Genomic DNA, 23,988 nt, shown 5'->3' with positions numbered 1-23,988 from the left:
GGGCTGCAGCGGGTACGCGCCCCGGGGGTCTACGGCCGCTCGGTGGCCGGGAAGTCGACGCCGTTGGGTGGCTGCCGGCGCTGCACCACACCGGCGCGGGTCAGGGCTGACTTGTAGACACCGATCGCGGCCATCCGCCCGTCCCGCCCGGCCGAGGTGATCGTGGCGAGGATGCCGACCACCGGGGAGTCTGCGTCGTCGAGGCCGTACCGGATGTCGGAGACCCGGACCGTCATCGACCGGTCGCCGAACACCCAGTCAGCCTTACCGAGATGCAGCGTGTCGCCCACCCGGATTAGATCGCGGTCGGTCATCAGTCGGCCCGCCCGTCGTGGACGTAACCGTCCGGCCAGAGCCCGGCGTACTGCAACACCGCCCGCACCCGACGCGCCTTGACCTGGTCCCAGCGGTCCAGCACCGTCAGCGCGTTGGTGAACGGCTGGCAGAACGCCGGCATGTCACACGCCCGGCATTCGGCCAGCCGACTCGGCATGTGCTCGGCGACCGTCTCCCGCGCCTGGGCCAGCACATCCGCGTCCGGCCGGTTCCGCATCGCCGCCGCCATCCCACGAGCGGCCAGCGACCGGAAACGCGGATCACGCCCGATGTCCGTCTGCCCCGGCGTCCGTCGCGGCAACGGTGGTCGATCCGGCGTCGGACCCGAGTTGACCCTGACGTGCGGAGCCAGGTGGTGTCTGTTGCCTCGATCCACCGATGAAGGTCGGACCGGCAGGACCCCGGCTATAGAAAGTGCCCTCTGAACTGGAAGGATAGGAGTTCTGACGCTTCTATCGCTCGGTTCGAGAGGGCACCTCGCAGGTGAGAATACGCCAGGACGCGCCGGTGGTGCGCGCGACGTTCGACGATCCGAATCTGGTGTCGTGTGCCGGTCTCGTTCCGGTGATGCGCCTGGCCGAGCAGGCCGGTCTGCATGACGCGGTCGCCGACCGGGTGCGGCTGCCGACGGACAAGGGCGCGAACCCCGCCGGGAAGGTCGCCACGGTCGTGGCGGGGATGCTCGCGGGCGCGGACAGCATCGACGACCTCGACATCGCCCGGCACGGTGGCATGCGGTCGCTGTTCGGCAGCGTGTACGCGCCGTCGACGCTCGGGTCGTTCCTGCGTACGTTCACCCACGGGCACGTACGGCAGTTACAGGCCGCCGCCCGCGACACCCTGATCGGTCTGACCGGCCGGGCACCGATCCTGACCGGCGCCGACACCCTGTGCTTCGTGGACATCGACTCCATGCTGCGGCGGGTGTACGGCAAGCAGAAGCAGGGCATCGGGTTCGGCCACGCCAAGGTCGGCGGCTACAACGTCTACCTGCGCGGCTACAACCCCCTGGTCGCGACGCTGTCCACCCCGCTGTCCGCGCCGGTGATCGCCGCCACGAGGCTGCGGTCGGGTAACGCCGGCTCGTCCCGGGGCGCCGCCACCATGATCGCCGAGGCCATCACGACCGCCCGGGCATGCGGCGCTTCGGGGGAGATCATGGTGCGAGCGGACTCGGCGTTCTACGCCAAGACGGTGATCAGCGGCTGCCGGCGTCGTGGCGTGCGGTTCTCGGTCACCTGCCGCATCGACCCGAAGATCCGCGCCGCGTGCGACGGCATCGCCGCCGACCAGTGGGTCGACATCACCTATCCGCAGGCCGTCCGGGACGAAGACGCCGGCCGGTGGATCTCCGACGCGCAGATCGCCGAAACCACGTACACCGCGTTCGCCGGCACCCGACACGAGGCGACCGCCCGGCTGATCGTGCGCCGCGTCCGCCGCGACGACCCGCAACAGATCCCCGGCCAGGACGAACTCCTACCGACCTACCGGTACCACGCCGTGTTCACCGACAGCCCGTACACCCTCGTACAGGCCGAAGCCCAGCACCGGCAACACGCGATCATCGAGCAGGTCAACGCCGACCTGATCGCCGGCCCCCTCGCCCACCTGCCCTCCGGACACTTCAGCGCCAACGACGCCTGGCTGACCTGCGCCGCGATCACGCACAACCTCACCCGCGCCGCCGGACACCTCGCCGCGGGCACCTGGTCGACCGCCAGACCCGCCACCATCCGGACCCGGATCATCACCGTCGCAGCCCGCCTCGCCCACCGGGCCCGCACCATCCACCTACACCTGCCCGAGTACTGGCCCTGGCAGGCGGCGTTCGACAACCTGTTCACCGCCGTCCAGCCGGCACCCGGCTGACCACACCCCACCAGCCGAAACCAGGCGGCCCGACCACAGGCCACAATCCCGTTCCACCCCGAACACTCACCCTCGGAGCAAGCCGATCACGTGATCGGCGACTCCCTCACGCCCGCCGCACCACCCAATACAGAAATGATCAACCAACATTCAGCGGCAACCGCGTCGGTGGATCGAGGCTGTTGGCGGGGCCTTGGTTCCTGGTCACGTTTCCCTCCTGAGAAAGTCGTGTAGTAGCCCTCTTCGTACTTCCTATGTGGATCGGTCAGGCTGATCCCCACGTCCGGCCACAGGTCAGGCAGCGACGACCCCGCGAGGCTGGCCACAAGCAGGGAGTCGGTACGAGGACGTCAGTGCGGCGGCGGAGTGGTGGTGAGTTCGCCACATTTGGGGCACCAGCGGCTCTTGACCCGGAATGAGAACAGTCCAGCGAGGTAGCCAAGCACCGTGGCGCTGGTCAACGCACAGATGTCCATGATCGTCTGCCTTCTCTCGTAGCAGTGCGGGGGTAGGGTCGGACCGGTGGTTGCCGCCATCGGCCCGACCCCAGCTCAACAAGGGCATCGGCGCTCAGCCTGGCGGCCAGATCGACCGTCGTCGCCACCGCCGCCGGGGCGGTTTCTCCTCACGGTGCTGCCGCTGGTGCTCGCGCACCCGCTCTTCCCACGCCTGCTGGTCGTGGTCGTCCGGGTCGAACGGGTACCAGCGGTGCGAGCCGTCCTCGAAATGCATGTTCCCGTCACCAGGCCGGATGACCGACATCAGCGCCACCACCCGATGAACGGCGAGTACAGGTAGCCGCATCGGTAGTCGGGCAGGTCTGCCATCGCGTCCAGCAGGCACGTCGCCATGTACACCGACAGCGACACCACCGCGCCCGCGTACTCGGCCAACAGCTCCCGCCGCCGCGTCTGACACGGCCACGGCAAGCCGCAACCAGCGCACATCCAGGTCGGGCGTACGGGACGGTGCAGCGTCATCCGAGCCTCCTCCAATCTGGACCTGGGACGTAGGCGAGCCGAAGCGCACCCCAGGCGGGGCAGGGTTCGACGCTCACCACCGCCCCCGATTCGGTGGGTAGCGCGCTTGACCGGCGCTGCCCGCCGACGGATCCGGCCAGGGCGGCGGGTCGTTGAACCGGCAGCCGACGTGCCGCTGCCGCCACTGCCGGAGACCTTCGCGGAGGCGTTCGGCCTCGGCCCGCTCACCGGCCACCAACCCGGCCAGCCGATCCAGCTCATCGGCGACCTCGTGCAGGTACGCGTAGACCTCCTGCGGGTCCAACCCGCGCCACCGTCGGCTGAACCGGACCGCCCTGACCTGCCACGACTCGGTCTGCCCGGCTGTCGCGCCGCTCTCCGCCGTCACCGCGACCGCCACCTACCGACCACGTCTCGCGGACGAGACGACGGCAGACCGAGAAACAGTGTCGCATCTGTGGAATGTTCCAGCATCGGCACTGTTACAGGATGCATCCGGCGGACACCCGACGCAAGAGGCATCCACTACCGTCTCCCCCACCCGGACAGACGAAAGCGGTGCCCGGAATAACCCGGACACCGCTCGGTGTGGCCTCAGCCAGCTGCGTTAGCGCAGGTCACCCCCGCCCGGCACGCAGACTGTGGATCAACGAGGCAAACGACGTACGACTGAAATCAAGGACCGGCCCCGCCGGACCCGCCTTGCTGTCCCGGACGCCCACCCGAGCATCCGTGACGTTCACCTCCACGCAGTTGTCGTCGCCGCCGGACCGCGTGGACTTGCGCCAACCTGTGGCTGGAAAGCTGCTCATGCTCTCGATTCTCCTCACCGACCCGCCCCAGCCACACCCCGGAGCAGCCCGGCGCTGTCCTCAGCCGGCAACGCCGACTCCCACACCCGACCGAACAGGTCCGCATAGGGCGCTACCTCATCCGGCTCGGTATAGACCAGGTCGACCGTTTCGGTGTCCACCGCGACCGCATCCGGATCACCACCACCGAACCGGTACACCGTGAACGGCGACCTCGGCAACCAGTAGTCCCGCAGCTCAGCGCCCTGCGGCAACACCCGCACCAACACCCGCCCGGACCCCTCGGCCAACGTCGCCAGGTGCAGCAACTGCTCCCGCATCACCTCCGGCGGCGCAGCCGGCCGCCGCACCGCGACCTCCTCGACCACCACCTCGTACCGAGGACCGTCCGGCCGTGCCAACATCCGCTGCCGCATCATCTTCGCCTCCACCGTCCGATCCAGGTCGGCCGACGGCAACCGGGCCTGCTTGAACGCCAGCTCCGACCGCGCCCGCGTGTACGCCGGCACCTGCAACAACCCCGGCACCACAAAAGACTGGTACTCACGGATGCTCACCGCACCGTGCTCCAGATTCGCGTAGACCGCCTGACGCCGACCCATCCCCGACCCGTACGACTCCCACCAACCACGCTCGGCGGCGTCGTTCGCCATCCGCACCAGCTCGTGCCACCGCTCACCGTCAACCGACAACGCACCCAGGATCGCGCTCACATCCGACACCGACGGCACCCGATCCGCCGTCTCGAACCGGGACAGCTTCGGCCGCGACATCTTCGCCGCCCGCGCCAACTCCTCGGCGGTCAGCCCGGCCTCCTCCCGAAGCCGCCGCAACTCCTTCGCCAACCGACGCCGACGCACCAAGGGACTACTCAACCCCGCACCCCATCCGTTCCACCTACCAGCAATGTTCCACCACTCGGCAACGAGCGAACTTACCGGCAATCACGGGCAGCCGACACCCCAGGAACCTCAACGTGGAGACCCTCGCCGACGCCGCCTACCTCGACGGCCCCGACGCGGTCCGGGCATACACTCGGCTCTGGGAAGGACTCACCGCCGCCGCACTCGGCCCGGTCGAGTCCCGCGCCCTCATCCAACGGATCGCTGACGACACCGGAGGCTGATCATGAACACGCCGCACCCCACCTGGCGCAAGTCCAGCCGCAGTGACAACAACGGCGGTGCCTGCGTCGAGGTCGCCAGCCTGCCCTCCACCGCCGCAGTCCGCGACAGCAAAGACCACACCGGCCCGGTCCTCACCTTCACCACCACCGGATGGAGCGCCTTCATCCACGCGGTCAAGACCGACGCGTTCAACGCCTGAAGCAGCCCGCGCCCGTACGGCCATCGGCGGTCGAGACAGCCGGAAGTTACTCGGCCACACCTGTCCGCAGAAGGTGCTGCCCGACCGGCCATCGGTCCCGACCCCGTCGCGGCCAATGGCGGCGTACCCGCTGTCAGGCTGATTCAGGAGTAGACATCCTTGCGGTGGCCGACCGCGTGGATGATCAGGTCGTCGCCGTCGATTCGGTAAAGGACCCGGTAGTCACCAACACGCAGCCGTCGGCCCGATCCGTCACGGAGCTCGGTCGAACTTTGCGGCAGAGGATCGGACACCAGGTCAAGGATCGCGCCGAGGACCGTCAGGAAGACGTTGCGCGGCTGCTTGTGCAGCCAGACCAGCACGTCCCGGTCGACTTGGACCTTCACGCCGCCGCACCGTCGGTGCGGTCGGTCAGCAATGCTTCGACTTCACGAGGATCGACCCCGAGCGATTCCAACGCCGCCGACAGCGGCACGAACTGCCCCTCGGCACGGGAGCGGGCGATCACCGCAGCGTCCTTGCTGTCCCGGAACGCTTCGAGCTCTTCCCACTCGTCGATCCCCACCAGTACGGCCACCGGCCGCTCGTACTTGGTGATGACGACCGGCTCACGGGTGCGCTCGACCGACTCCAGCACCCGGCCCGCACCATCGCGGAACTCCCGCAGGGTGATCCTCTCCATGCACGGACTGTACCACGCGGTACCGTACCGCCTTACTTGGCGAGATACACCCGTCCCCGTTTTGGGCAGGTGTTCACGTTCAGTGGGCGGTCCAGCCGGGTTGGCGGGTGAGGCGGTGCGGCTGGCGGGCCGGCAGCCACCTGGCCCGGCGGGCGCAGTCGGGGCACGGGGCGTGGCCGTGGATCCGGTCCGCCGGGCCGGCGACCGCGGCCAGGTCGGCGACGACCCGGGCCGCGGTCAGGTTGACCTCCGGTGGCACCAGCCACCCGCTGTACTGGAAGCGGTCGGCGATCGGGCCGAGCCGGGCGCGTACCTCGGCGCGGCGGCGGTCGTTCACGATGTCGTAGACGACGAGCACCGGCCGGTTCACCAGCCGGCCCAGCCCTGCTCGGGGAGGACTTCCAGCGGTACGCCGTACCCGGCGGTTTCGCAGTCCGGGCAGGACGGCAGGGCCAGCAGGTGCCCGCCGCCGGTGAACCGTTCGGCGCTGGCGGCGAGCAGCCGGTCCAGGTGCGCATCACCGATGTGGATGGTGAAGACGCTGTACAGCACCCGTACCCCGTGGCGGCGCAGCAGCGTCGTCAGCTGCCGCCGGTCGCGGTCGTCGGGCAGGTCGAAGGTGACGGTCCACCAGCTGGGCTGCATGACGGTCACCTCCAGCGGAACGGCCGGTACTGCGCCTGCTCGTCGAGCAGCCAGCCGCGCAGCCGCAGCGCCTGGCGGCGTACCAGTTGGTGGTAGGTCGGCTGGTCGGCGGGTGCCGGCCATTCGCGGGCCGGCATGGCCAGCCTGGCCTGAAACCGCGAGATCAGCGCGGACGTCGCGCCGGGTGTCAGGTGGGTGCCGTCGAAGTCGGCATCGGTCACGGTACGCAGACCGAGCATCGCCAGTACGGTGTTCTCCAGCAGCGCCGGCCGCCACTCCTCCATCAGGTCGAAGGCGAGCGTGGGCCGGCCCCGGCTCGGGGTGTGCAGGAACGACAGGTACGGGTCGAGCCCGGCGGCGAGGATCGCCCCGTGCACGGTTTCCCGCAGCAGCGCCGAGCAGTAGTTGATCAGCGCGTTGATCACGTCGCGGCGGCTGCGGTCGCGGGCGGCGAAGCCGTACTCGGCCGGGGTCATCACCCGGATCGCGCGGAAGTACGCCCCGGCCGCCGCGCCTTCGATGCCGATCAGTTGCGCCAGGTCGGTCGCGGCGCTGGCGGCCTGCTCGAACTCGGCGAGCCGGGTGACCGCCGCCCACACCGTCGCCGGGTCGCCGCTGCGCTTGGCGCGGCGGCGCAGCAGCGTCGCCTGGTTGGCGATCTTGGCAGGGATGACGGCGCGGGCCAGGTCGAGCCGGACGGCCGGGTCGCGGTGCCGGTCGAGTTGACGCAGCCGGGCGGCGATGTGCCCGGCGGTGGGCGGTTCGAGCCGACCCAGCGGTCGGCCGTTGCGGCTGAGCAGGATCAGCGGGATGTCGTGGGCGAGCATGCTGTGCATCGCGTGCGGGGTGACGGTCACCCGGCCGGTCGTGACGACCTCGCCGACCATGGTCAGTGGCGCGGAGGCGCGCAGCACACCTTCGCGGTGCACGACGAGCCGGCCGTCGCGCCGGCCGAGGACGCAGTCCGGGCCGATCACGTGGAACGCCTTGCCGATCATCGCCGGCTCCCGTTGCTGGCCGGCAGCTTGCCCCGCTGCGGCGTGTTGAGCAGCGGGTGGGTCCAGTCCGCGTTGGGCTGCTCGGGCCGGCCATGCTCGCCGTCGAACACCCAGCCGAGCATGCTGAACCCGGCGTCGAACGTGGTGATCTGCGTCTTGCCCGGGTGCAGCCGCAGGTTGAGCGCGGCCAGCTCGGCACCGATCTGCCGGGCGCCGTTGACCGCCGCGTCGAGGTCGAGGCAGAACAGCGCCAGGTCGTCGGCGTAACGCACCAGCCGGCCGTGCCGGCCGTCCACCCGGGCGTCGAACTCACGCAGGTAGAGATTGGCCAGGGTCGGACTGACCGGCGCGCCTTCGGGAACACCCCGGACCCGGGTACGCAGGCCGGCGGCGGTCAGCATCGGCGCGGTGAACCAGCCGCGTACGATCCGGCTGACCGCCGGGTCGGCGAGGCTGCCGCTGACCATCTCGTGCAGGAGCTGGTGGTCGACGCTGGCGAAGAAATCCGCGATGTCCGCGCGGACCACATAGCGCAACCCCTTGTCCCGGTACGCGAGAGCCATCGTCAACGCGTCCACCCAGGAACGACCCCGCTGGTACGCGAAACTGACCTCGGCGCGGCGGGTCTCCCACCGGTCGCCGGCGACGTGCAGGAAAGCGCGCTGGGCGACCCGGTCGGCGACGGTCGGAATGCCCCGGTCGCGGCGCTCGCCACCACGGTTGACGGTCATCAGTCGAAGGGGTTGCGGAGTGTATTCGCCGCTGCGCAGCAGCGCGGACAGCGACTCCAGCCGTGGCCCGAGGTGATGGGCGAACTCGGCGACGGTCACGCCGTCCGCTCCGGCGAGTGCGGTGCCGGCGGCGACCCGCGACCACGCGGCCCACAACGTCGGCTGGTCAGACATCCGACTCAACAGCCGGGAAGGAGAGGTATTCATGCCGAGATCGGACGGACGAACTCCGATAGAATCGGAGGCATCGACGTCACCGCCGAGATCAACAGGAGCTTATGTCCGGAAATGCCCTTTGCGACAACCCCCGACACGCCCGGGATCCCGGGTAGGTTGGCGGAAAGATCCCAACGTAAACCCGAGCTGCAAAAACGTGCCCCATGGAGATCACTTGAGGCTCCCCCAAGATCATGATCAACAAGAGGTTGCCCCCGGAGCACCATGTTTGCCCAGCTCAGACCACCCGACATTTCGGACACGGTCCCCGGACACACGAAAACCGCGCCGGATTGAAACTTTCCTCAACCGGGGGCCGGTTGGGAGGATTGAGGTCCCCGGACACACGAAAACCGCGCCGGATTGAAACCCAAGCGTACAGGCTTCAGCGCTGAGGGGTACGCGTCCCCGGACACACGAAAACCGCGCCGGATTGAAACTGGAACTTACGGAACGCTCCCATGATTTTCCCCTCGTGTCCCCGGACACACGAAAACCGCGCCGGATTGAAACCTTCTTGTAGTGCAAATTGCAGAGTCTCATCTTGCAGGTCCCCGGACACACGAAAACCGCGCCGGATTGAAACTTCGAGTGCTGGCGGGCGAGGTCGCCGATGTAGGCGAGTCCCCGGACACACGAAAACCGCGCCGGATTGAAACCTCCGGAGTCGGCTCCGACTGCCCCTGCGATGATGTGTCCCCGGACACACGAAAACCGCGCCGGATTGAAACCGTGGTACAGAAACATCACGGTCGGGCCGTTAGGCCAATACCGTCAACTTAACGTGTCTGGCCTGGTCAGGACCCACAACCTGATCTTGGTGCGGGGTGGTAAGGGTTTCTTGTAGTCGTCTGTCTGGCGGGGGTAGCGGCGTCCGGGTTGGCGTTGTTGGCGGGCGAAGCTGCGGATGCGGGGCGTGGCCGGTAGGAGGTTGCGTTCGTCGGTGATCTCGTAGATGACGTCGGCGACCAGATCGGCCAGGTCGTCAGGGGGAAAAGGCCGCGTCGTCACTGACGTGACGCGCGGCTGCCTGCACGGTGCGGGTGAACGATATGCGGTCGGGGTCCAGGTCGGCGTGTTCGGCACCGGCGACGATCAGCGCGCGGATGGCCTGGTAGACGCAGAGCAATGCGTAGACCTCCTGGTAGACCAGGTCCGGGCGCCCGGACCGCAGGACGACCTCGGCGCCGCCGCGCAGCCGGGTCTCCACGTCACCGATCGCGGTCTCCAGGGTCCACCGCTCGTGGTAGAGCTCGGGGAAATCCCGCAGGGGGTAGGCGTCCGGGTCGAGCAGGGTGGTCACCAGGCAGAACAGTTCGCTGACCTCACGGTTGCCGTGCTCGTCCGGCTCGGATTCCACCGTGTACCCGATCACCCGGACGCTGATGCCGGGGATCTGCTCAGGGGGTACCTTCGTCTTGCGGCGGCGCAGCCGTCGTGCCTGTTGCGGGTCGGCGATCCTCGACACATACGAGCCGTCGGCCAGGACCTGCAGCACCGGCAGGTCCACCCCCGCCTTGACTCGCAGTACCGCGTGCGCGTTGGTGGCCACGATCGCGGTCAGGTCCTCGTACGACAGGAAGTTACGGTCGGCCACGACCACGTCCCCGGTTCCCAACCGTGGCCACAACGTGCGGGCCAGGTTCTGCTCCCCGGTGGCCAGCACGCCCACGGCGGCGCCTTGCAGGCAGCGGGTACCGACCTCGGCCAGCGCCACCACCCGGACCTGCGGATACCCCACCGGTCCGGCCGAGTTCGAGGGCATCCCGAAACGCGCCACGTTCTCCGGCGTCCGAGCCACATTCATGGTGAACCCGTCGGCGGCCAGCTTCCGCAACCCATGGAAGTACGCCCACGGCGCCGCGGCCGCGTCGGTCACCATCGGCCGCATCGAGGTCGCCAACACCCCCTGCATCGCCTCCGGCCCCAACCGCACCCTGGCCTTGGCCAGCGCCGCCACCGACGGCTGCATCCCCACCTGCCGCCGCATCCGGTACCGCCGGGCCCACGACAGCCCACCCAGCAGCTTGTTCCACACCTCCACGTACGCGCTGTCGAGAAACAACACGCACGCCATCACGTAGTACGCCATCAACCGAGCCGGCAGCAGCCGATGCCGCTGCTCCCGCGCATCCCACTCCTCGATCGCCAGATCCACCGACTCCGGCGGGAACGCCGCCGTCAACACCCCGACCCCCACCAGATCCGGCAACCGAACCCGCGACCCCGCCTTGACCTGACCAGCCCTCGCCACGAGCAGAGATCATAGACCGCCCCACACTAAGTTAACGGCATTGGGCCGTTAGGCAGTCCCCGGACACACGAAAACCGCGCCGGATTGAAACCTGTCCACCTCCGCCTGCGCTTCATCCTTACCTTGTCCCCGGACACACGAAAACCGCGCCGGATTGAAACTTGAGGGCCGGGTTGCAGACAACGCTGTTACCGTTCTGGTCCCCGGACACACGATAACCGCGCCGGATTGAAACCACTCCAACCGGAGCGGTAGGTGTGCGGTGCAGGGGGTAGTCCCCGGACACACGAAAACCGCGCCGGATTGAAACGGGACAACCAGTGGCCGCCCGGTGAGGTGGCTGGTCGTCCCCAGACACACGAGAACCGCGCCGGATTGAAACTTGCAACCAAGCGGCTCTATCTGGTTGGCCTTGAGTCCCCGGACACACGAAAACCGCGCCGGATTTGGGCAAGCACAATGCCCATCGTGGTGTCCACGAGTGGCATATCACGACGGTGCAGCATTGATCCCCAATGCACCGCAGCGCGTGATCCCGTCAGGGGAGAAAATCCCGTGACGGGATCACGCGGGGTCGCATTGGGTCTATCGAGAGCCGGCGTCAGGCGGGGCTGGGATCAGGTGTCGTGGTGGCGGGACTCGTTGCGCGGGGCTGGTACGCCGGGTGACGGATATCGGGATGGCTGGGTGTTCGGGCTCTGCGGTGCTCCGGCAGCGTCGTGGACCGCTGGTGGCGCGGTCGTCCGGGCCACGGACGGTGGGCCGGCGGCGTCGCTGAGCCCGCGTGGCGAGTCCGGCCCGCACGCCAGGCACTCCGAGTCGCGGTCGGCGTCCAGCACCGTCGTTTCGTTCGCCGTCGCGTCCACCAGCAGGTACCGCACCGGTGGCCGCCACGGCGAGACATAGTTCAGCAGCTCGCCGACGGCGTACCCGGCGATGATCTGGTTGAGGAAAACCACGCTGGGCGTCGGCTCGGCCGGATCGTCGACCCGGTAGCCGGCCGCCCGGCGCGCAGCAGCCAACCCCGGGTCAAGCTCGGCATCCACCAGACGCGGGTCGTAGCCGGACAGGCAGAGCAGGCACGGGCCACCGGGGCGGACCACCGCCAGATGCCCGCCGGCTTCCAGCCGTACCCGGGAATTAGCTTCTTGATTGTGGTCGTCGGACGGCTCCGGGCGGGGTGCCGGTCCCAGCTCGACCCCGACGTCGAGATAGCAGCGGGCGTACTGTACGGCCAGCCGGTTCAACGCCCAGCGTGGCGCGTGCCCGTCGACCGCGCCGACGATCACCTCGGCCGGGCGCACCTGCTGCCAGACGACCGGGTCGAGGATGCTGCCGGCGATGCCGCGTACCCGTACCTGCGGGTTGATGGTCCGGACCGTGCGGGCCGCGACGGTGACCTTGGTCGCCGCCCGCGCCACGTCGGCCGGCTTCGCACCGACCAGACGGTTCAGGTTGGTGGCGGTGACCGTGTCCGGGTCGACCAGCAGCAGCCCACCCACCCCCAGGTGGGCCAGCGACTGGACGACCTGGCTGCCGACGCCGCCGAGGCCGACCACGGCGACGGTCAGCTCGGCGAGCCGGCGCTGCGTGTGCGGGCCGAACGCCCGCACCTGCCGGTCGTAGCGGTCCGCCGGGTTCGGCCCGGTGGCACCGGCCTGCGGGTCCGGCCCACCGGCCGGTGCGGTCAGGACCGGTGTGGTCAGAATCGGCACAGTTTCACCTCGGTCAGGTCGTCGTCGCCGAGCAGCACCAACCGGTCGAGCATCCGCAGCGTCCCGTCGTCCGGGTCGGTGTACGCGCCGGCCACCGACGCCTGCCCGAGCACCAGCGACGCCACCCCGACCGGCGGCGCGGCCGGCATCCGGTCGAGGAACTCGGTGTGCGTCTGGCGCATGTTCTCCACGTCGAGGCCGGAGAACCTGACGGTGTCGTCGGCGAAAGGATGGCTGTGCACGTCGACAAGGGACAGGCCGGTCTCGAAGCAGGCGATCAGCACCTCCCGGGTCAGCCAGGCGGCGACTTCGATCCGTACGCCGTTCTGCACCGACAGCGCGTCGTCCGGGATCGGGATGGCCCGGGTGACCAGCAAGTCGGTGACGGCTCCGGTGCCCCACGGGTCGGTCCACCGGCCGGCGCGGGCCAGCAGGTAGGCGCCGCGTTCGTCGTCGCTGTCGCGCAGATGCCGCCGCACGGTGTCCCAGGTGCCGTGGCTGATCCGCAGCACGCAGGTCATCAGTCGACCGTGCCGAGGTAGGTGCGGATCGCCTCGACGTAGCTGACCAGCGAGTCGAAGCGCGGATCCCAGTTGCGTTCCGGGTCTTCCAGGCAGTACCAGCGGTAGCCCAGCTCGGCGTAGCGGTTCTTGTAGGCCGAGAAGTAGTGCGCGGGTTGCACGAGCGCGCGGCCGTCGCGGCGGCGCAGGTGGTCGCCGAGGAAGAAGCCGTCCGGGGCGGTCTCCGGGTAGGTGGCCGGCGGCACGATCAGCACGGTGGTACGGTCCGGCTCCCAGTGCGGCGGGAGCCGGAACTCGGGGATGTGCAGCCAGGATTCGTCGTCGGCGACGGTCAGCCCCGGGTACGCGTACGCGAGCTGGGCGGCTTCGTGGCGGATGCGCAGCCGCCTCGGGTCGAGCGTCGTCATCGCCTTGGAGTGCCGGGCGTGGTGGGTGAACTGCTGCTGATCGGCGACGCGGATCCGCTGGTCGTCGGGGACGATGACGTTGCGGTCGTCGTCCTGGCGGACCAGGACCCGTTCCTGCGGCAGGCCGGCCGCCCGCTTGATGTCGCGGCCGGACAGCATGTCGTCGATCACCGGTACGTCGACCCCGTTGATCCTGATCGTTTTGCCCATGTCGTCCTCCGGTTGCCGGGGTTGCTCCTACCTGGAACAGATGGACGAAGTGGCAGCGCAGTCCACCAGCTGGACGTGTGTGGACGGTCACCGGCTTTGGATCGGCCTCCAGTTGCTACCATCGAGTAACTACACGTATGGTGTTCGCATGAGCACCAGGAGTTAGCCTCATTGGCTGCCTCGCTCCCCGTCCACGGTCCTCGGGCCGGCGCCCTGGGCGGTCGCTCCCCACCACATCACGACACCGGTGTCGTCCGGCGGGCACCAGCCCGCCTGCTCATCCACCCCGCTGTTCTCCTGCGTCGCAACGGGAGGCACCTCGATGGACACTGCACTGCGCTCACCGGAAGACCCGCAAGACACGTACGCCTTCTTCTTCCTCGCCGTCGTCCGCGCCATGACCCACCACCTGGGGATGGTCATCGCCCGCACCGTGCACGGCACCAGCCACTGCGTCGACAGCCCGCACGCCGCCAACCGGTGGCTGCACCTGTGCGCCAACTGCGCCGACGTACGCGACGAGCACATCCGCCGCCAGTTCGACCGACTGCGGCGCAACGCCACCGACCACGGCACCGCCGGCGGCAGCGCCCGCACCGGCGTCGGCGGCCCCAGCCGGATCGAGGAGATCAACCAGGTGGTGTCCTTCCTCTACGGGCCGCACGCCTCGACGGTCGACCCGGACGCCGCCGGCGCGGACCTGCTCCGCTACGCCCACCACCCGGACCGGGCAAACGCCGACGTCGCACCGTGGCTACGCGCCATCTACTGGCAGTTCGTGCACCAGGACCAACGCCAGGCCATCGCCGAGCTGCGCCGCCGGTCGGCGACCGCGCGCGGCATGCACGCCCGCCCCGAACGCGACCTCACCACTGCCCGCTGGGCAGCGCCGCTGGCCAACGACCCGGTCGGCCTGGACCTGCTGATCAGCTTCGTGATCGGGCTACGCGACCAGGTCGCCGACCCGTGGCGGATCCCGCACGCGGCGGCCAAGCACGGACTCACCGACCAGCAGGTACGCCTGCGTCTGACGGCGGCCGTCGACCTGCTCCGACGGATCAACCCGAGCTTCTACGAAGCGAACGTCGCCGCCGCGCTGCACCGTCGCGCCGACCGGCTCGACCCGTGCGACGACCTGCCGGGTGCTCGGACAATCCGCGGCACCGCCCCGGGCGACCCGGCCGAGCGGTACGCCGACCCCGGCGACACTCCCCAACGGCGTCGCCGCCGCCAGGTGCTGCTGCGGCTGTTGGCCAACCCGGCCGTACGCCGCAGCGGGCTGCCGAAGCTGCTCGCCGAGATGTGCGATGTCGCGCTCGAACGATCCGCCGTCGACCTGGAGAAGTCCTGCGCGCGACGACTGCGACTGCCGGCCGGCACAGCCCGTCGGCGACTGGAAATCCTCGCGGTCCTCGTCGCCGGTGCCGGTGTCGAGTGGCTGGACGATCTCCTATCGGAACCGCCCGGATAGTCCGGGTATCCGGGGAGTGGGTGGGGCGACGGAAACCCACCGCCGTCCCACCCACTCCCCTATTCCGTCACTGTGGACGAGCGAATAGACTGGAGCCCGGCAGGCCCACCAGAGCCACCCAGGGAGGTGATTGGTCCGGAATGCCCGTTGCGACAACCCCCGACACGCCCGGGATCCGGGGTAGGTTGGCGGAAAGATCCCAAAGTGAACCTGAGCTGCGAAAACATGGTCTTCGGAGATCATCTAGCCACTCTCCAAGATCATGATCAACAGGAGGTTGCCCCCGAGAGCCCCTGTTTCCGCAGGTCAGACCGCCCGACATTTCGGACACGGTCCCCAAGCACACGAAAACCGCGCCGGATTGAAACTTGAGTTCCTCAGGAGTGGACTGCGTGTACAAGAGGTCCCCAAGCACACGAAAACCGCGCCGGATTGAAACTCGAACCGAACCTTGACAGTGAGGGTTTGTACCCCAGTCCCCAAGCACACAAAAACCGCGCCGGATTGAAACTCGCCCTGCGGCAACCCCAACTCCGCCCCCAAGGAGGTCCCCAAGCACACGAAAACCGCGCCGGATTGAAACCTCCCGCCCTGGGGACGGGGTGCAGTTGACTTCCTGGTCGTCCCCAAGCACACGAAAACCGCGCCGTATTGAAACTCCAGCGGCGTGCGGTGGTACGGAGCTTCGAACGGTCCCCAAGCACACGAAAACCGCGCCGGATTGAAACCCCGCACTTGTACTCCGCCAGAGGCCTGTTGGGCATGTCCCCAAGCACACGAAAACCGCGCCGGATTGAAACCAGTCGAGCTGGAGGGCGGTCATTCCCGCCCTCCAGTCCCCAAGCACACGAAAACCGCGCCGGATTGAAACATACACACCTTTCGGTGTTAAGAGGCTTCGGGACTAGTCCCCAAGCACACGAAAACCGCGCCGGATTGAAACTGCCACCGTCCGCAGGGCGGCGGCGGCTATCAGCAAGTCCCCAAGCACACGAAAACCGCGCCGGATTGAAACCAGCCCCGGCGGGCCGCCACCACTACCCATAGTCCCCAAGCACACGAAAACCGCGCCGGATTGAAACTTCCTCCGGGCCCCCCTCTTCTTCCGAAAAGGCATTAGTCCCCAAGCACACGAAAACCGCGCCGGATTGAAACTCCCACGTGCACATACTTTCACCTCCTCTCTATATAGAGGGCCCCCGAGCACACGAAAACCGCGCCGGACTGAAACCTGGTCACCAGATTCAGTTGACCTGCAGCTCTACTCACTGGACACAAGGTGAAGATCACTTATTTGATTCTTGCGACGCTGGCCGGTCTTGTCGGCGCCGTATTCGGTTCGTGGCTGGGCTGGCAGACGGCACAGCCGACCATCGACACGGCGGCAGCCCGACAGGTGGCCGCTGTCGCGTTTCCCGGCGTCGAGGCGGGTGAGCCGACCCGAAACGGTGACCGGCACGGATTTCCGCCGGCTGTCGACAGTGCCTGGACCCTGCTCGTCGGAGGTGACGGCTACGTCGCCGGAACCGTCAGGGTGCCGTTGCCGTTCGGTCCGGCGTCGACCTCCGACGGCCGTCTGGTCGGCGAGGCGGTCGACCGGCTCACGGCTGCCGGTTGGGATGCCGAGCGATTCCGCGCCAGCGGCGACTACGACGCTTTCACGGCAACCCGGGACGGTGTCGCCGTGCGTCTGTCTGCGCGGGACGCCACGCGCTTCGTGATCGACGTTGGCCGCGCGCGGCCGTGGTGGGTCTGGCCGCTGGCGGTCACCGGATTCCTCGTCGCCCTGATCACCACGTTGCTTGCCCTCCGGCAGCTCGATGCGCACACCAGCGGACGCGCCTGGGTCCGGGTCGTCGCCGTCTCCTTGCTCGGAGCTGCCGCCGTCTTGATCCTGCCCGCTCTGGCGGTGGGTGGGCTGGCCACCAGTCATGCAGCGATCACCGGCGGCGACCCGTGGGCGCCGCCGTGGCTCGGCTTCACGATGGTCGGCCTGCGCCCGATGGCGTGGCTGGCCGGGCTGCTCACCGTCACGGCGGTCCTCGTCGCCGCTGTGCCACCGACGCGAACGCCGGCGACCGCCCGGACACCGGGCCGGGGACGCCGTACCGCAGAAGGGTCTGATCCTGCTGCGGCATAGTTGTGCCGCAGCAGGCATCAGCCACAGTCAGGGTTCAGGGCTCGCGGTTGAACAGCCGTTTCGACCAGAGGTATCCGCCGAGCGCGATGGCCGCGCACCAGGCGAGCGCGATCCACCCGTTTCTGCCGACCGGTTCGGCCATCAGCAGGCCGCGCAGGGTTTCGATGATCGGGGTGAACGGCTGGTACTCGGCAAACCAGCGCAGCCCGGCCGGCATCGAGTCGGTGGGGACGAACCCGCTGCCGAGCAACGGCAGCAGGATCAGCGGCATCGGCAGGTTGCTGGCGGTCTCGACGCTGCGGCTCACCTGGCCGAGCGCCACGGACAGCCAGACGAGCGCGAAGGTCACCACCAGCAGGAAACCGGCGGCACCCAGCCACCCGACCGGCCCGGCGGTGGGCCGGAAGCCGACCAGCAGCGCGACGCCGATGACGACCGCCACGCTGACCGCCGCCTGGATCATGCTGCCCAGGACGTGTCCGGTCAGCACCGAGACGCGGGCGATGTGCATCGTACGGAAGCGGTTGACGATGCCTTCGCTCATGTCCATGGCGATCGATATCGCCGTCCCCTGGACGGTGGTCGTCACGGTCATCAGGATGATCGCCGGTGCCACGTAGTTGACGTACGCGGCGCGCCCGCCGGCCCCGCCGCCGGGGAGCGCCCCGCCGGGCAGCGTGGCGCCGAGTTGACCGATCCCGGCGCCGAGGGTGCCGCCGAACACGTAGATGAACAGCAGCAGGAAGACGACGGGCATCCCGACGAGCGTCACGGTCATCGACGGGTAGCGCAGCATACGTCTGAGATTGCGGCGCAGCATCGTCGCCGAGTCGCGCAGCGGGTGGGTACGCAGGCCAGCGGCGACGGCGGTGGCCGGGCCGGTCAGGGCGTGGGCGCTCATCGGGTGGTCACCTTGTCGTTGTCGGTGGGTTCGCCGGTCAGGGCGAGGAAGACGTCGTCGAGGTCGGGGGTGTGTACGGACAGTTCGTCGACTTCGACGGCGTGGTCGTCGAGCCGGCCGATCAGGGTCTTCAACGCCTGCAGGCTGCCGTCGCTGGGCACCCGCAGGGCGAGCGGGTCGGGGTCGCGGGTGACCTGACCGAGTGAGTGGGTGGCCTGGCCGAGCGCTCCGGGTGTCTGGCCGAGGACGCGGGTGGCCGCGTCGAGGCGTCGCTGGTCGGCGAAGCGCAGCCGGACGTGCCCCCCGGGGATGCGGCGTTTGAGGTCCTCGGCGGTGCCCTCGGCCACCACCCGCCCGTGGTCGAGCAGCGCGATCCGGTCGGCGAGTTCGTCGGCTTCGGCGAGGTACTGGGTGGTCAGGAAGATGGTGACGCCGTCGGCGACCAGGTCCCGGACGATCTGCCACATGGTGCGCCGGCTGCGCGGGTCGAGCCCGGTGGTCGGCTCGTCGAGGAAGATCACCCGGGGGTCGCCGACCAGGGTCATCGCCAGGTCGAGCCGCCGCCGCATGCCGCCGGAGTAGGTCGACACCGGTTTGCCGGCCGCCTCGGTCAGGCCGAACTGGTCGAGCAGTCCGGCGACGCGCCGCCGCCGGTCGGCCCGGCCGAGGTGGTGCAGGTCGGCCATCAGCCGCAGGTTCTCCGCGCCGGTGAGCAGGTTGTCCACCGCCGAGAACTGGCCGGTGACGCCGATCGTGGCGCGTACCGCGTCGGGGTCGCGGGCGAGGTCGTGCCCGGCGACCCGGACGTCCCCGGCGTCCGGGCTGATCAACGTGGACAGGATCTTGACCGTGGTGGTCTTCCCGGCGCCGTTCGCGCCGAGCAGCGAGAAGACCGTTCCCGCCGGTACGTGCAGGTCGATGCCGTCGAGTACGACGTGATCGCCGTACGCCTTGCGGAGCCCGGTGGCGGCGATCGCCGGCCAGGACTGAGTGGAGGTCATGGTGTCCTTTCCGAGGACCGCAGACGGCTCAGGAGCGCAGGTGGCTCAGGAGCGCAGGTGGCTCAGGAGCGGCGGATGGTGATGTCGCCGTAGGAGACGCGGCCGCGTACCTCGACGGTCTCGTCGGCGTCGTCGGGTCGGGTGGCGGTCTCCAGCAGGTTGTGGACCTTCCCGAAGTCGGTCTTCACTTCCAGCCAGGCGGCGGTGCCCTCGGCGATGCCGACGTCCAGGTTGCCCATGGCGGTGCCGAGCACGACCGAGCCGCGCGCCACCTCGCCGAGGCGGATGCTGCCGTTGGACGTCTTCGCGTCGACGCCGGCGCCGGCGCGTTCGACGCGGATGTCGCCGTTGGCCGCCCGCACCCGTACGTCGCCGGTGACCGCGTCGATCGTGGTCTCGCCGTTGGAGTTCTTGACCACGGCGGTGCCGTCGATCTCGCCGAGCTGGATCTTTCCGGAGCCGGTGGTGATCCGGGCGTCGCCGGTGACGCCGTCGACGGTGACATGGCCGGCCGAGGTGTCCACCCGCAGCGGGCCGGTCAGTTCCAGCCAGGCGTTTCCGGCGGCGGTCCTGACCCGGCACTGCCCGAGTCGTCCGGTGCAGCGGACGTCGCCCAGTTGCGTCTCGGCGGAGACCTGGGAACCGCTGGGCAGTTGGATGGACACCTCGACGGACCGGGTCCGGCGGGAGAAGTCGAAGGCGGGTGATTTCGGGGCGGTGATCCGCAGTGTGCCGTTGGCGTAGTCGACGCGTACCCGGGCGGCGGCGGCCACGTCGGAGTCGTCGGCGTCGTCGCTCGGGCGGACCTCGACGACGGTGTCGGTGCGCTGGGTCGCGGCGATCTGTACGTTGCCGCTGACGAGTTCGACGGCGACGGAGATCGGTTCGGGCGTGTCGAAAGTAGGCATGGTTGTCCCCGCATCATGGGTTGGTGGGTCGTCCCCGCAGGTCGGGGACGTGAGGTGTGGAGAGTAGACGGTGAGTGGAAGGGGGCGGTGCGGCTAGCGCACCCAGCCGGTGAAGGTCTGCGTGCTGCGTTTCCCGGTGCCGCGTTCGTCGCGGCGCCGGTCCCGGTCGGGCCGCTGCAGACCGGCGGCTGCCGCCCGGACCAGCCAGGCGTTGACCGAGCGCCCCTCCTTGGCGGCGGCCTCCTCGACCGCGGCCTTGAGCTGCTCGGGTAGGCGTACGTTGATCCGCGTCACCGGGCCGTCCTCGGTGATCAGCAGGTCGTTGTCGGGTGGGCCGTCGGCCGTCGCCGCGCCGTCCCCGGCGGTGGTCCCGGTCGGTTCGGCGGGTGGCGTGGTGACGACGAAGTGCGGGTCGCGGCCGCGTAGCCGCAGCTCCACCGAGCCGGGTGCCAGGTCGCGGGTGATCTCGTCGGCAGCGGCCGACAACGCGTCCAGCAGTGTCATCCGGATCGCCGACTCGAGCGACCCGGTCAGGCGCTCGACCAGTGCCCGCGCCTCGTCTCCGCCGGTTTCGGCGAGGGTGGCGAACTCCCGCCCGAGGTTGCTCACGTACGACGTCAGGTCCATGGTGCCATCATGGCACAAGATGGCACCACCGACAAGCCATCGTGACATCACCATGATGCCGCACTGGCACCTTGTGGCACCTGAGCCGAGGAAGTGACGCTGCGGCCGACAGACGAAAGCTGCGCGGCACCCACCGGCCGGTGGGTGCCGCGCAGCCCTGTCGATCAGCTGGCGGTGCAGCTCAGCGACGACACGTTGGCTCCGTTGTTGCCCGAGCCGATGAAGCCGAACGTCGTACTGGCTCCGGCGCCGAGCGACCCGTTGTAAGAGACATTGCGTGCGGTCACGTTGGCACCGCTCGACGTGACCGTGGCACTCCAGGACTGGCTGACGGTCTGCCCGCCGTTGAACGTCCAGGTGACCGTCCAGCCGCTCGACGTTGATCCGGCGGTGACCCGTACCTCACCCTGGAAGCCACCTTGCCACTGCCCGATCACCGAGTACGCCGCCGAGCACGACGGCCCGGTGGGCGGCGGCGGGGTCGTGCCGCCACCGCGGAAGGTGAACTCGTCGACGTCGAACAGGTAGCTGGAGCCGCCAGTGAAGACGAGGAACAGTTGCTGCGTACCGCTGGGTGGGGTGAGCGTGCCGGTGACGGCGGTCCAGGTCTCCCAGTCACCGGTCGGGCTCACGGTGGCCGTACCGATGACGGGTCCCGACGCCGAGCCGGTCCGCAGCGAGATGGTGCCGCCGGAGCCGGCCGAGGCGACCCGGGCGGGGAACGACGTGGCCCCGGCCAGGTTGTACGGGGTGAACGAGATCCAGTCGCCGTTCTCGATGTAGCCGACCGCGCTGCCGCCGTGGGCGGAGGCCTTCTCCACCAGGGTGGTGCCCTGCTGGTCGCCGTAGTGCTCGGCCTGGCGGGTCCGGGGCTGCAGCACCGTCTGCGTCGAGGTCACCGGGATGGTCGCGCCCACCGGGGTGTACTCGGCGATCATGACTCCGAAGATGTTCGCATTCGGGTCGTGTTCGCCGTCCTCGGTGGTCTGCAGGGTGCCCGAGCAGCCGGTCGCGCTGGAGATGCCATGGGCGTGGCTGTCGTGCCCGAGCAGATAGTTGACCTTCACCCGGCTGCAGTCGATCGTCGACACGTCCGGGTCGGTGACCATCACCTCGAACGGGATGGCGTCACCGAACTCGAACAGCCGGCCGTTGCGCGGTAGTTCGAGGGTGACCGTCGGCCGGCCCACTCCGATCACCACGCTCGCGGTGGCGCTGCGGCCGGTGCTGTCGCGCACCGTGAGCGTCGCCGTGAACTCGCCGTTGCTGGTGTACGTGTGCGACGGGTTCGGCTGCGTCGAGTCGGTGCTGCCGTCCGTGGTGAAGTCCCACGCGTACGTGATGGCGTCCCCGTCCGGGTCGCTGGTCCCGGCCGAACTGAACTGCACGGTCAGGGGCGCGTTGCCGGCGGTCGGGTCGGCGGACGCGGCGGCGATCGGCGATCGGCCGCCGCCGGAGCTGTACTCGATGCGGTACACCGCCGAGCTGGCGTCACCGCTGCCCCAGCCGGTGCCGTAGTCGAGCACGTAGAGGGCACCGTCCGGGCCGAACTCCAGGTCCATCACCTGGGTGCCGGTGTAGTCCGGGAACGGGTCGATCGAGCCCACCCCGCCGGAGCCGGTGACCGTGACCGTCTTGATCCACCGGCGGCCGAACTCGCCGATGAACACCTTGCCGTTCATCGACGCCGGGAACTTGACGTCGGAGGCGAGCGAGGCGTCGTAGTTGTAGACCACGGCGTCCATCGGTGACAGGCCGCCGCAGCACAGCTCCGGCGGGTTCTGCTCGCCACCGTACGGCAGCCAGGCCCGCTGCGACGGGGGCAGTCGGGTGATGCCGGAGTTGTTCGGGGAGTTGTTCACCGGGCCGCCGGAGCAGTTGAACGGTGCACCGGAGGGGCCGGACGGGAACGTGAAGTCGATGTACGGCGTGTTGTAGTTCGAGCAGTACGGCCAGCCGTAGAAACCGGGCTGGGCGATGCGTTCGAACGCGACATGGTTCGCCGGCCCGCGGTTGGGGTCGGCGGTGCCGGCGTCCGGCCCGTACTCGCCGAGGTAGACGACGCCGGTCGCCTTGTCCACGGACATCCGGAACGGGTTACGGAAGCCCATCGCGTAGATCTCCGGCTTGGTGTTCGCCGTGCCGGCCGGGAACATGTTGCCGGCCGGGATGGTGTACCCACCGTTTGCACTCGGCCGGATCCGCAGCACCTTGCCCCGCAGGTCGTTGCTGTTGCCGGCGGTACGCTGCGCGTCGTACGCCGGGTTGCGGTTGGACCGTTCGTCGATCGGCGTGTAGCCGCTGGAGTCGAACGGGTTGGTGTCGTCTCCGGTCGACAGGTAGAGGTTGCCGTCCGCGTCGAAGTCGATGTCACCGCCGACGTGGCAGCACATGCCGCGGCTGGTCGGGACCTGCAGGACCGTCACCTCCGACGCCCTGCGACGCCGAGCCGGTCGACGGCGCGTCGCCGCCCGGGGTGGACAGCGGCGGCGAGTAGTACACGTAGACCCATCGGTTGATGGCGAAGTTCGGGTCCACCTTGATGCTCTGCAGACCTTCCTCGTCGTGGGTGTACACCGGGATGGTCAGCGCCACCTTGGTGTTGCCGGCCGCGTCGGTGTAGCGGATGGTGCCTTCGCGGGAGGTGTGCAGCACGCCCCGGTTCGGCAGCACGGTCATGCCCATCGGCTCGCCGACCTCGGCCACCCCCTTGGCCAGGGTGACCTGGCTGTAGCCGGGTGGTGTCTGGCTGGTCGAGCAGTTGCCGGTGACCTGCGCGGCGTACTGGATGCCGCCCAGCACGTGGCGGCGGAAGTTCGCGTCGCTGAAGCTCTCGTTGGTGTGGCCCATGCCGGTGTACCAGGAGCGGCCACCGTCGTAGCCCCGGCACCACGCGATCGGGTGGTCGCTGCCCATCGTGCCGCCGGTGTACGTGCTCTCGTCCACGGTGGCCAGGATGTGGTTGTCCGAGCGTGGGTTGGTCCGGTAGTTGTACCGCTCGTCGTAGCGGTTCCACGCGGTCGGCAGCCCGGCGGTCGACGGGTGCGAGCTGTCCTCGATCCGTACGGTGGCGTTCTGGTTCGCCGGGTGGCTGGCGAAGTACGCGCCGACCAGGTCGCCGTACGGGCGGGCTCGCCAGGGCGGCCCTGCTCGCCTTCGCCCGGGGCGACACACGATGCCGGCTCCAGGTCACCGCGTCGCTATCGAAGGCCGTCGTTGCAACCCTACGGGAGCC

General features: G+C 69.1%; 29 protein-coding genes and 3 CRISPR repeat arrays. Of the genes, 5 read left to right on the top strand and 24 right to left on the bottom strand.

Annotated features, from left to right (window positions below; genetic code table 11):
• Positions 1-29: 29 nt before the first annotated feature.
• Positions 30-314 carry a hypothetical protein gene (locus O7543_RS00900; RefSeq protein WP_281550637.1) on the bottom strand — a complete coding sequence of 95 codons (285 nt, stop codon included), beginning with the start codon at positions 312-314 and terminating at the stop codon, positions 30-32.
• A complete protein-coding gene (locus O7543_RS00895) occupies positions 314-553 on the bottom strand; it encodes a hypothetical protein (protein WP_281550638.1) in 240 nt (79 codons plus the stop codon). The genes O7543_RS00900 and O7543_RS00895 overlap by 1 nt, the downstream gene beginning before the upstream one ends.
• Before the next feature lie 266 nt (positions 554-819).
• Between O7543_RS00895 and O7543_RS00890 the strand changes: the two genes are divergently transcribed.
• Entirely contained in the window at positions 820-2,208 is a 1,389-nt protein-coding gene (locus tag O7543_RS00890; RefSeq protein ID WP_281550639.1) for an IS1380 family transposase, read from the top strand.
• A 570-nt stretch (positions 2,209-2,778) separates the two neighbouring features.
• Here the strand turns inward: O7543_RS00890 and O7543_RS00885 are convergent.
• From O7543_RS00885 to O7543_RS00865, 5 genes are all read right to left on the bottom strand, one after another.
• Complete coding sequence (locus O7543_RS00885) at positions 2,779-2,970, bottom strand: hypothetical protein (RefSeq protein ID WP_281550640.1); 192 nt, start codon at positions 2,968-2,970, stop codon at positions 2,779-2,781.
• Complete coding sequence (locus tag O7543_RS00880) at positions 2,970-3,188, bottom strand: hypothetical protein (RefSeq protein ID WP_281550641.1); 219 nt, start codon at positions 3,186-3,188, stop codon at positions 2,970-2,972. The genes O7543_RS00885 and O7543_RS00880 overlap by 1 nt, the downstream gene beginning before the upstream one ends.
• Positions 3,189-3,261: 73 nt before the next feature.
• On the bottom strand, positions 3,262-3,588 hold the full coding sequence (locus tag O7543_RS00875) for a DivIVA domain-containing protein (RefSeq protein WP_281567304.1): 327 nt from the start codon (positions 3,586-3,588) through the stop codon (positions 3,262-3,264).
• A 217-nt stretch (positions 3,589-3,805) separates the two neighbouring features.
• Entirely contained in the window at positions 3,806-4,000 is a 195-nt protein-coding gene (locus tag O7543_RS00870; RefSeq protein ID WP_281550643.1) for a DUF397 domain-containing protein, read from the bottom strand.
• A 14-nt stretch (positions 4,001-4,014) separates the two neighbouring features.
• Positions 4,015-4,875: a helix-turn-helix transcriptional regulator gene (locus tag O7543_RS00865; RefSeq protein WP_281550644.1), complete on the bottom strand. Its 861-nt coding sequence runs from the start codon at positions 4,873-4,875 to the stop codon at positions 4,015-4,017.
• An 11-nt stretch (positions 4,876-4,886) separates the two neighbouring features.
• On the opposite strand from O7543_RS00865, the gene O7543_RS00860 reads away from it, so the two are divergent.
• Complete coding sequence (locus O7543_RS00860) at positions 4,887-5,126, top strand: Scr1 family TA system antitoxin-like transcriptional regulator (RefSeq protein ID WP_348650111.1); 240 nt, start codon at positions 4,887-4,889, stop codon at positions 5,124-5,126.
• A 2-nt stretch (positions 5,127-5,128) separates the two neighbouring features.
• Entirely contained in the window at positions 5,129-5,326 is a 198-nt protein-coding gene (locus O7543_RS00855) for a DUF397 domain-containing protein (protein WP_281550645.1), read from the top strand.
• A gap of 143 nt (positions 5,327-5,469) precedes the next feature.
• On the opposite strand, the gene O7543_RS00850 is transcribed toward O7543_RS00855, so the two are convergent.
• The 11 genes from O7543_RS00850 to O7543_RS00800 all read right to left on the bottom strand — a co-directional run bounded on the left by O7543_RS00850 (position 5,470) and on the right by O7543_RS00800 (position 13,705).
• Positions 5,470-5,712, bottom strand: coding sequence for a type II toxin-antitoxin system RelE/ParE family toxin (locus O7543_RS00850; RefSeq protein WP_278114764.1), 243 nt, complete (start codon positions 5,710-5,712; stop codon positions 5,470-5,472).
• The gene (locus O7543_RS00845; RefSeq protein WP_281550646.1) at positions 5,709-6,008 is read right to left on the bottom strand and encodes a type II toxin-antitoxin system Phd/YefM family antitoxin; all 300 of its coding nucleotides are present in this window, start codon (positions 6,006-6,008) and stop codon (positions 5,709-5,711) included. The genes O7543_RS00850 and O7543_RS00845 overlap by 4 nt, the downstream gene beginning before the upstream one ends.
• Before the next feature lie 79 nt (positions 6,009-6,087).
• Positions 6,088-6,378, bottom strand: coding sequence for a CRISPR-associated endonuclease Cas2 (locus tag O7543_RS00840; RefSeq protein WP_278114760.1), 291 nt, complete (start codon positions 6,376-6,378; stop codon positions 6,088-6,090).
• Positions 6,375-6,653, bottom strand: coding sequence for a CRISPR-associated endonuclease Cas2 (locus O7543_RS00835; protein WP_281550647.1), 279 nt, complete (start codon positions 6,651-6,653; stop codon positions 6,375-6,377). Before O7543_RS00835 ends, O7543_RS00840 begins: the two co-directional genes overlap by 4 nt.
• Positions 6,654-6,658: 5 nt before the next feature.
• Positions 6,659-7,651 (bottom strand): CRISPR-associated endonuclease Cas1, encoded by a 993-nt coding sequence (cas1, locus tag O7543_RS00830; RefSeq protein WP_281550648.1) that lies wholly within the window; start codon positions 7,649-7,651, stop codon positions 6,659-6,661.
• Positions 7,648-8,556: a reverse transcriptase domain-containing protein gene (locus O7543_RS00825; protein ID WP_281550649.1), complete on the bottom strand. Its 909-nt coding sequence runs from the start codon at positions 8,554-8,556 to the stop codon at positions 7,648-7,650. The genes cas1 and O7543_RS00825 overlap by 4 nt, the downstream gene beginning before the upstream one ends.
• A gap of 306 nt (positions 8,557-8,862) precedes the next feature.
• A CRISPR array of direct repeats spans positions 8,863-9,329; the repeat unit is 36 nt; unit sequence GTCCCCGGACACACGAAAACCGCGCCGGATTGAAAC.
• A 43-nt stretch (positions 9,330-9,372) separates the two neighbouring features.
• Entirely contained in the window at positions 9,373-9,609 is a 237-nt protein-coding gene (locus tag O7543_RS00820; RefSeq protein WP_281550650.1) for a hypothetical protein, read from the bottom strand.
• Complete coding sequence (locus tag O7543_RS00815; protein ID WP_281567303.1) at positions 9,584-10,852, bottom strand: IS4 family transposase; 1,269 nt, start codon at positions 10,850-10,852, stop codon at positions 9,584-9,586. The genes O7543_RS00820 and O7543_RS00815 overlap by 26 nt, the downstream gene beginning before the upstream one ends.
• Before the next feature lie 55 nt (positions 10,853-10,907).
• A CRISPR array of direct repeats spans positions 10,908-11,304; the repeat unit is 36 nt; unit sequence GTCCCCGGACACACGAAAACCGCGCCGGATTGAAAC.
• 165 nt (positions 11,305-11,469) lie between these two features.
• Positions 11,470-12,567 carry a ThiF family adenylyltransferase gene (locus O7543_RS00810; protein ID WP_281550652.1) on the bottom strand — a complete coding sequence of 366 codons (1,098 nt, stop codon included), beginning with the start codon at positions 12,565-12,567 and terminating at the stop codon, positions 11,470-11,472.
• On the bottom strand, positions 12,555-13,088 hold the full coding sequence (locus O7543_RS00805) for a hypothetical protein (RefSeq protein ID WP_281550653.1): 534 nt from the start codon (positions 13,086-13,088) through the stop codon (positions 12,555-12,557). The genes O7543_RS00810 and O7543_RS00805 overlap by 13 nt, the downstream gene beginning before the upstream one ends.
• Positions 13,088-13,705 (bottom strand): E2/UBC family protein, encoded by a 618-nt coding sequence (locus O7543_RS00800; RefSeq protein WP_281550654.1) that lies wholly within the window; start codon positions 13,703-13,705, stop codon positions 13,088-13,090. Before O7543_RS00800 ends, O7543_RS00805 begins: the two co-directional genes overlap by 1 nt.
• Before the next feature lie 322 nt (positions 13,706-14,027).
• Here O7543_RS00800 and O7543_RS00795 point away from each other — a divergent pair, with 322 nt between their 5' ends.
• The gene (locus O7543_RS00795) at positions 14,028-15,176 is read left to right on the top strand and encodes a hypothetical protein (protein ID WP_281550655.1); all 1,149 of its coding nucleotides are present in this window, start codon (positions 14,028-14,030) and stop codon (positions 15,174-15,176) included.
• A 332-nt stretch (positions 15,177-15,508) separates the two neighbouring features.
• Positions 15,509-16,407: direct repeats of the CRISPR family, unit length 36 nt; unit sequence GTCCCCAAGCACACGAAAACCGCGCCGGATTGAAAC.
• A gap of 48 nt (positions 16,408-16,455) precedes the next feature.
• The gene (locus O7543_RS00790) at positions 16,456-17,316 is read left to right on the top strand and encodes a hypothetical protein (protein ID WP_281550656.1); all 861 of its coding nucleotides are present in this window, start codon (positions 16,456-16,458) and stop codon (positions 17,314-17,316) included.
• Positions 17,317-17,350: 34 nt separating this feature from the next.
• Here O7543_RS00790 and O7543_RS00785 read toward each other — a convergent pair whose 3' ends face one another.
• From O7543_RS00785 to O7543_RS00760, 6 genes are all read right to left on the bottom strand, one after another.
• Positions 17,351-18,217, bottom strand: coding sequence for an ABC transporter permease (locus tag O7543_RS00785; protein ID WP_281550657.1), 867 nt, complete (start codon positions 18,215-18,217; stop codon positions 17,351-17,353).
• Positions 18,214-19,218, bottom strand: a complete 1,005-nt coding sequence (locus tag O7543_RS00780) for an ATP-binding cassette domain-containing protein (RefSeq protein ID WP_281550658.1) — start codon at positions 19,216-19,218, stop codon at positions 18,214-18,216. The genes O7543_RS00785 and O7543_RS00780 overlap by 4 nt, the downstream gene beginning before the upstream one ends.
• Before the next feature lie 62 nt (positions 19,219-19,280).
• The gene (locus tag O7543_RS00775) at positions 19,281-20,126 is read right to left on the bottom strand and encodes a DUF4097 family beta strand repeat-containing protein (protein ID WP_281550659.1); all 846 of its coding nucleotides are present in this window, start codon (positions 20,124-20,126) and stop codon (positions 19,281-19,283) included.
• Between the two features lie 93 nt (positions 20,127-20,219).
• On the bottom strand, positions 20,220-20,753 hold the full coding sequence (locus O7543_RS00770; RefSeq protein WP_281550660.1) for a YlcI/YnfO family protein: 534 nt from the start codon (positions 20,751-20,753) through the stop codon (positions 20,220-20,222).
• A gap of 164 nt (positions 20,754-20,917) precedes the next feature.
• Positions 20,918-23,179, bottom strand: coding sequence for a carbohydrate-binding protein (locus tag O7543_RS00765; RefSeq protein ID WP_281550661.1), 2,262 nt, complete (start codon positions 23,177-23,179; stop codon positions 20,918-20,920).
• On the bottom strand, positions 23,124-23,927 hold the full coding sequence (locus O7543_RS00760) for a ThuA domain-containing protein (protein WP_281550662.1): 804 nt from the start codon (positions 23,925-23,927) through the stop codon (positions 23,124-23,126). Before O7543_RS00760 ends, O7543_RS00765 begins: the two co-directional genes overlap by 56 nt.
• Positions 23,928-23,988: the final 61 nt, after the last annotated feature.

This window comes from Solwaraspora sp. WMMA2080, from assembly GCF_027497395.1.
In the GTDB taxonomy this organism is placed as follows: domain Bacteria; phylum Actinomycetota; class Actinomycetes; order Mycobacteriales; family Micromonosporaceae; genus Micromonospora_E.
This window is presented reverse-complemented; position numbering and strand designations above follow the sequence as displayed.

Bases quoted from the DNA above. Each gene is read 5' to 3' on its own strand.
- O7543_RS00895 (WP_281550638.1), bottom strand. From the start codon at position 553: ATGCGGAACCGGCCGGACGCGGATGTGCTGGCCCAGGCGCGGGAGACG.
- O7543_RS00845 (WP_281550646.1), bottom strand. From the start codon at position 6,008: ATGGAGAGGATCACCCTGCGGGAGTTCCGCGATGGTGCGGGCCGGGTG.
- O7543_RS00780 (WP_281550658.1), bottom strand. From the start codon at position 19,218: ATGACCTCCACTCAGTCCTGGCCGGCGATCGCCGCCACCGGGCTCCGC.
- O7543_RS00870 (WP_281550643.1), bottom strand. From the start codon at position 4,000: ATGAGCAGCTTTCCAGCCACAGGTTGGCGCAAGTCCACGCGGTCCGGC.
- O7543_RS00800 (WP_281550654.1), bottom strand. From the start codon at position 13,705: ATGGGCAAAACGATCAGGATCAACGGGGTCGACGTACCGGTGATCGAC.
- O7543_RS00775 (WP_281550659.1), bottom strand. From the start codon at position 20,126: ATGCCTACTTTCGACACGCCCGAACCGATCTCCGTCGCCGTCGAACTC.
- O7543_RS00805 (WP_281550653.1), bottom strand. From the start codon at position 13,088: ATGACCTGCGTGCTGCGGATCAGCCACGGCACCTGGGACACCGTGCGG.
- O7543_RS00900 (WP_281550637.1), bottom strand. From the start codon at position 314: ATGACCGACCGCGATCTAATCCGGGTGGGCGACACGCTGCATCTCGGT.
- O7543_RS00785 (WP_281550657.1), bottom strand. From the start codon at position 18,217: ATGAGCGCCCACGCCCTGACCGGCCCGGCCACCGCCGTCGCCGCTGGC.
- O7543_RS00880 (WP_281550641.1), bottom strand. From the start codon at position 3,188: ATGACGCTGCACCGTCCCGTACGCCCGACCTGGATGTGCGCTGGTTGC.
- O7543_RS00885 (WP_281550640.1), bottom strand. From the start codon at position 2,970: ATGTCGGTCATCCGGCCTGGTGACGGGAACATGCATTTCGAGGACGGC.
- cas1 (WP_281550648.1), bottom strand. From the start codon at position 7,651: ATGATCGGCAAGGCGTTCCACGTGATCGGCCCGGACTGCGTCCTCGGC.
- O7543_RS00795 (WP_281550655.1), top strand. From the start codon at position 14,028: ATGGACACTGCACTGCGCTCACCGGAAGACCCGCAAGACACGTACGCC.
- O7543_RS00835 (WP_281550647.1), bottom strand. From the start codon at position 6,653: ATGCAGCCCAGCTGGTGGACCGTCACCTTCGACCTGCCCGACGACCGC.
- O7543_RS00770 (WP_281550660.1), bottom strand. From the start codon at position 20,753: ATGGACCTGACGTCGTACGTGAGCAACCTCGGGCGGGAGTTCGCCACC.
- O7543_RS00825 (WP_281550649.1), bottom strand. From the start codon at position 8,556: ATGTCTGACCAGCCGACGTTGTGGGCCGCGTGGTCGCGGGTCGCCGCC.
- O7543_RS00855 (WP_281550645.1), top strand. From the start codon at position 5,129: ATGAACACGCCGCACCCCACCTGGCGCAAGTCCAGCCGCAGTGACAAC.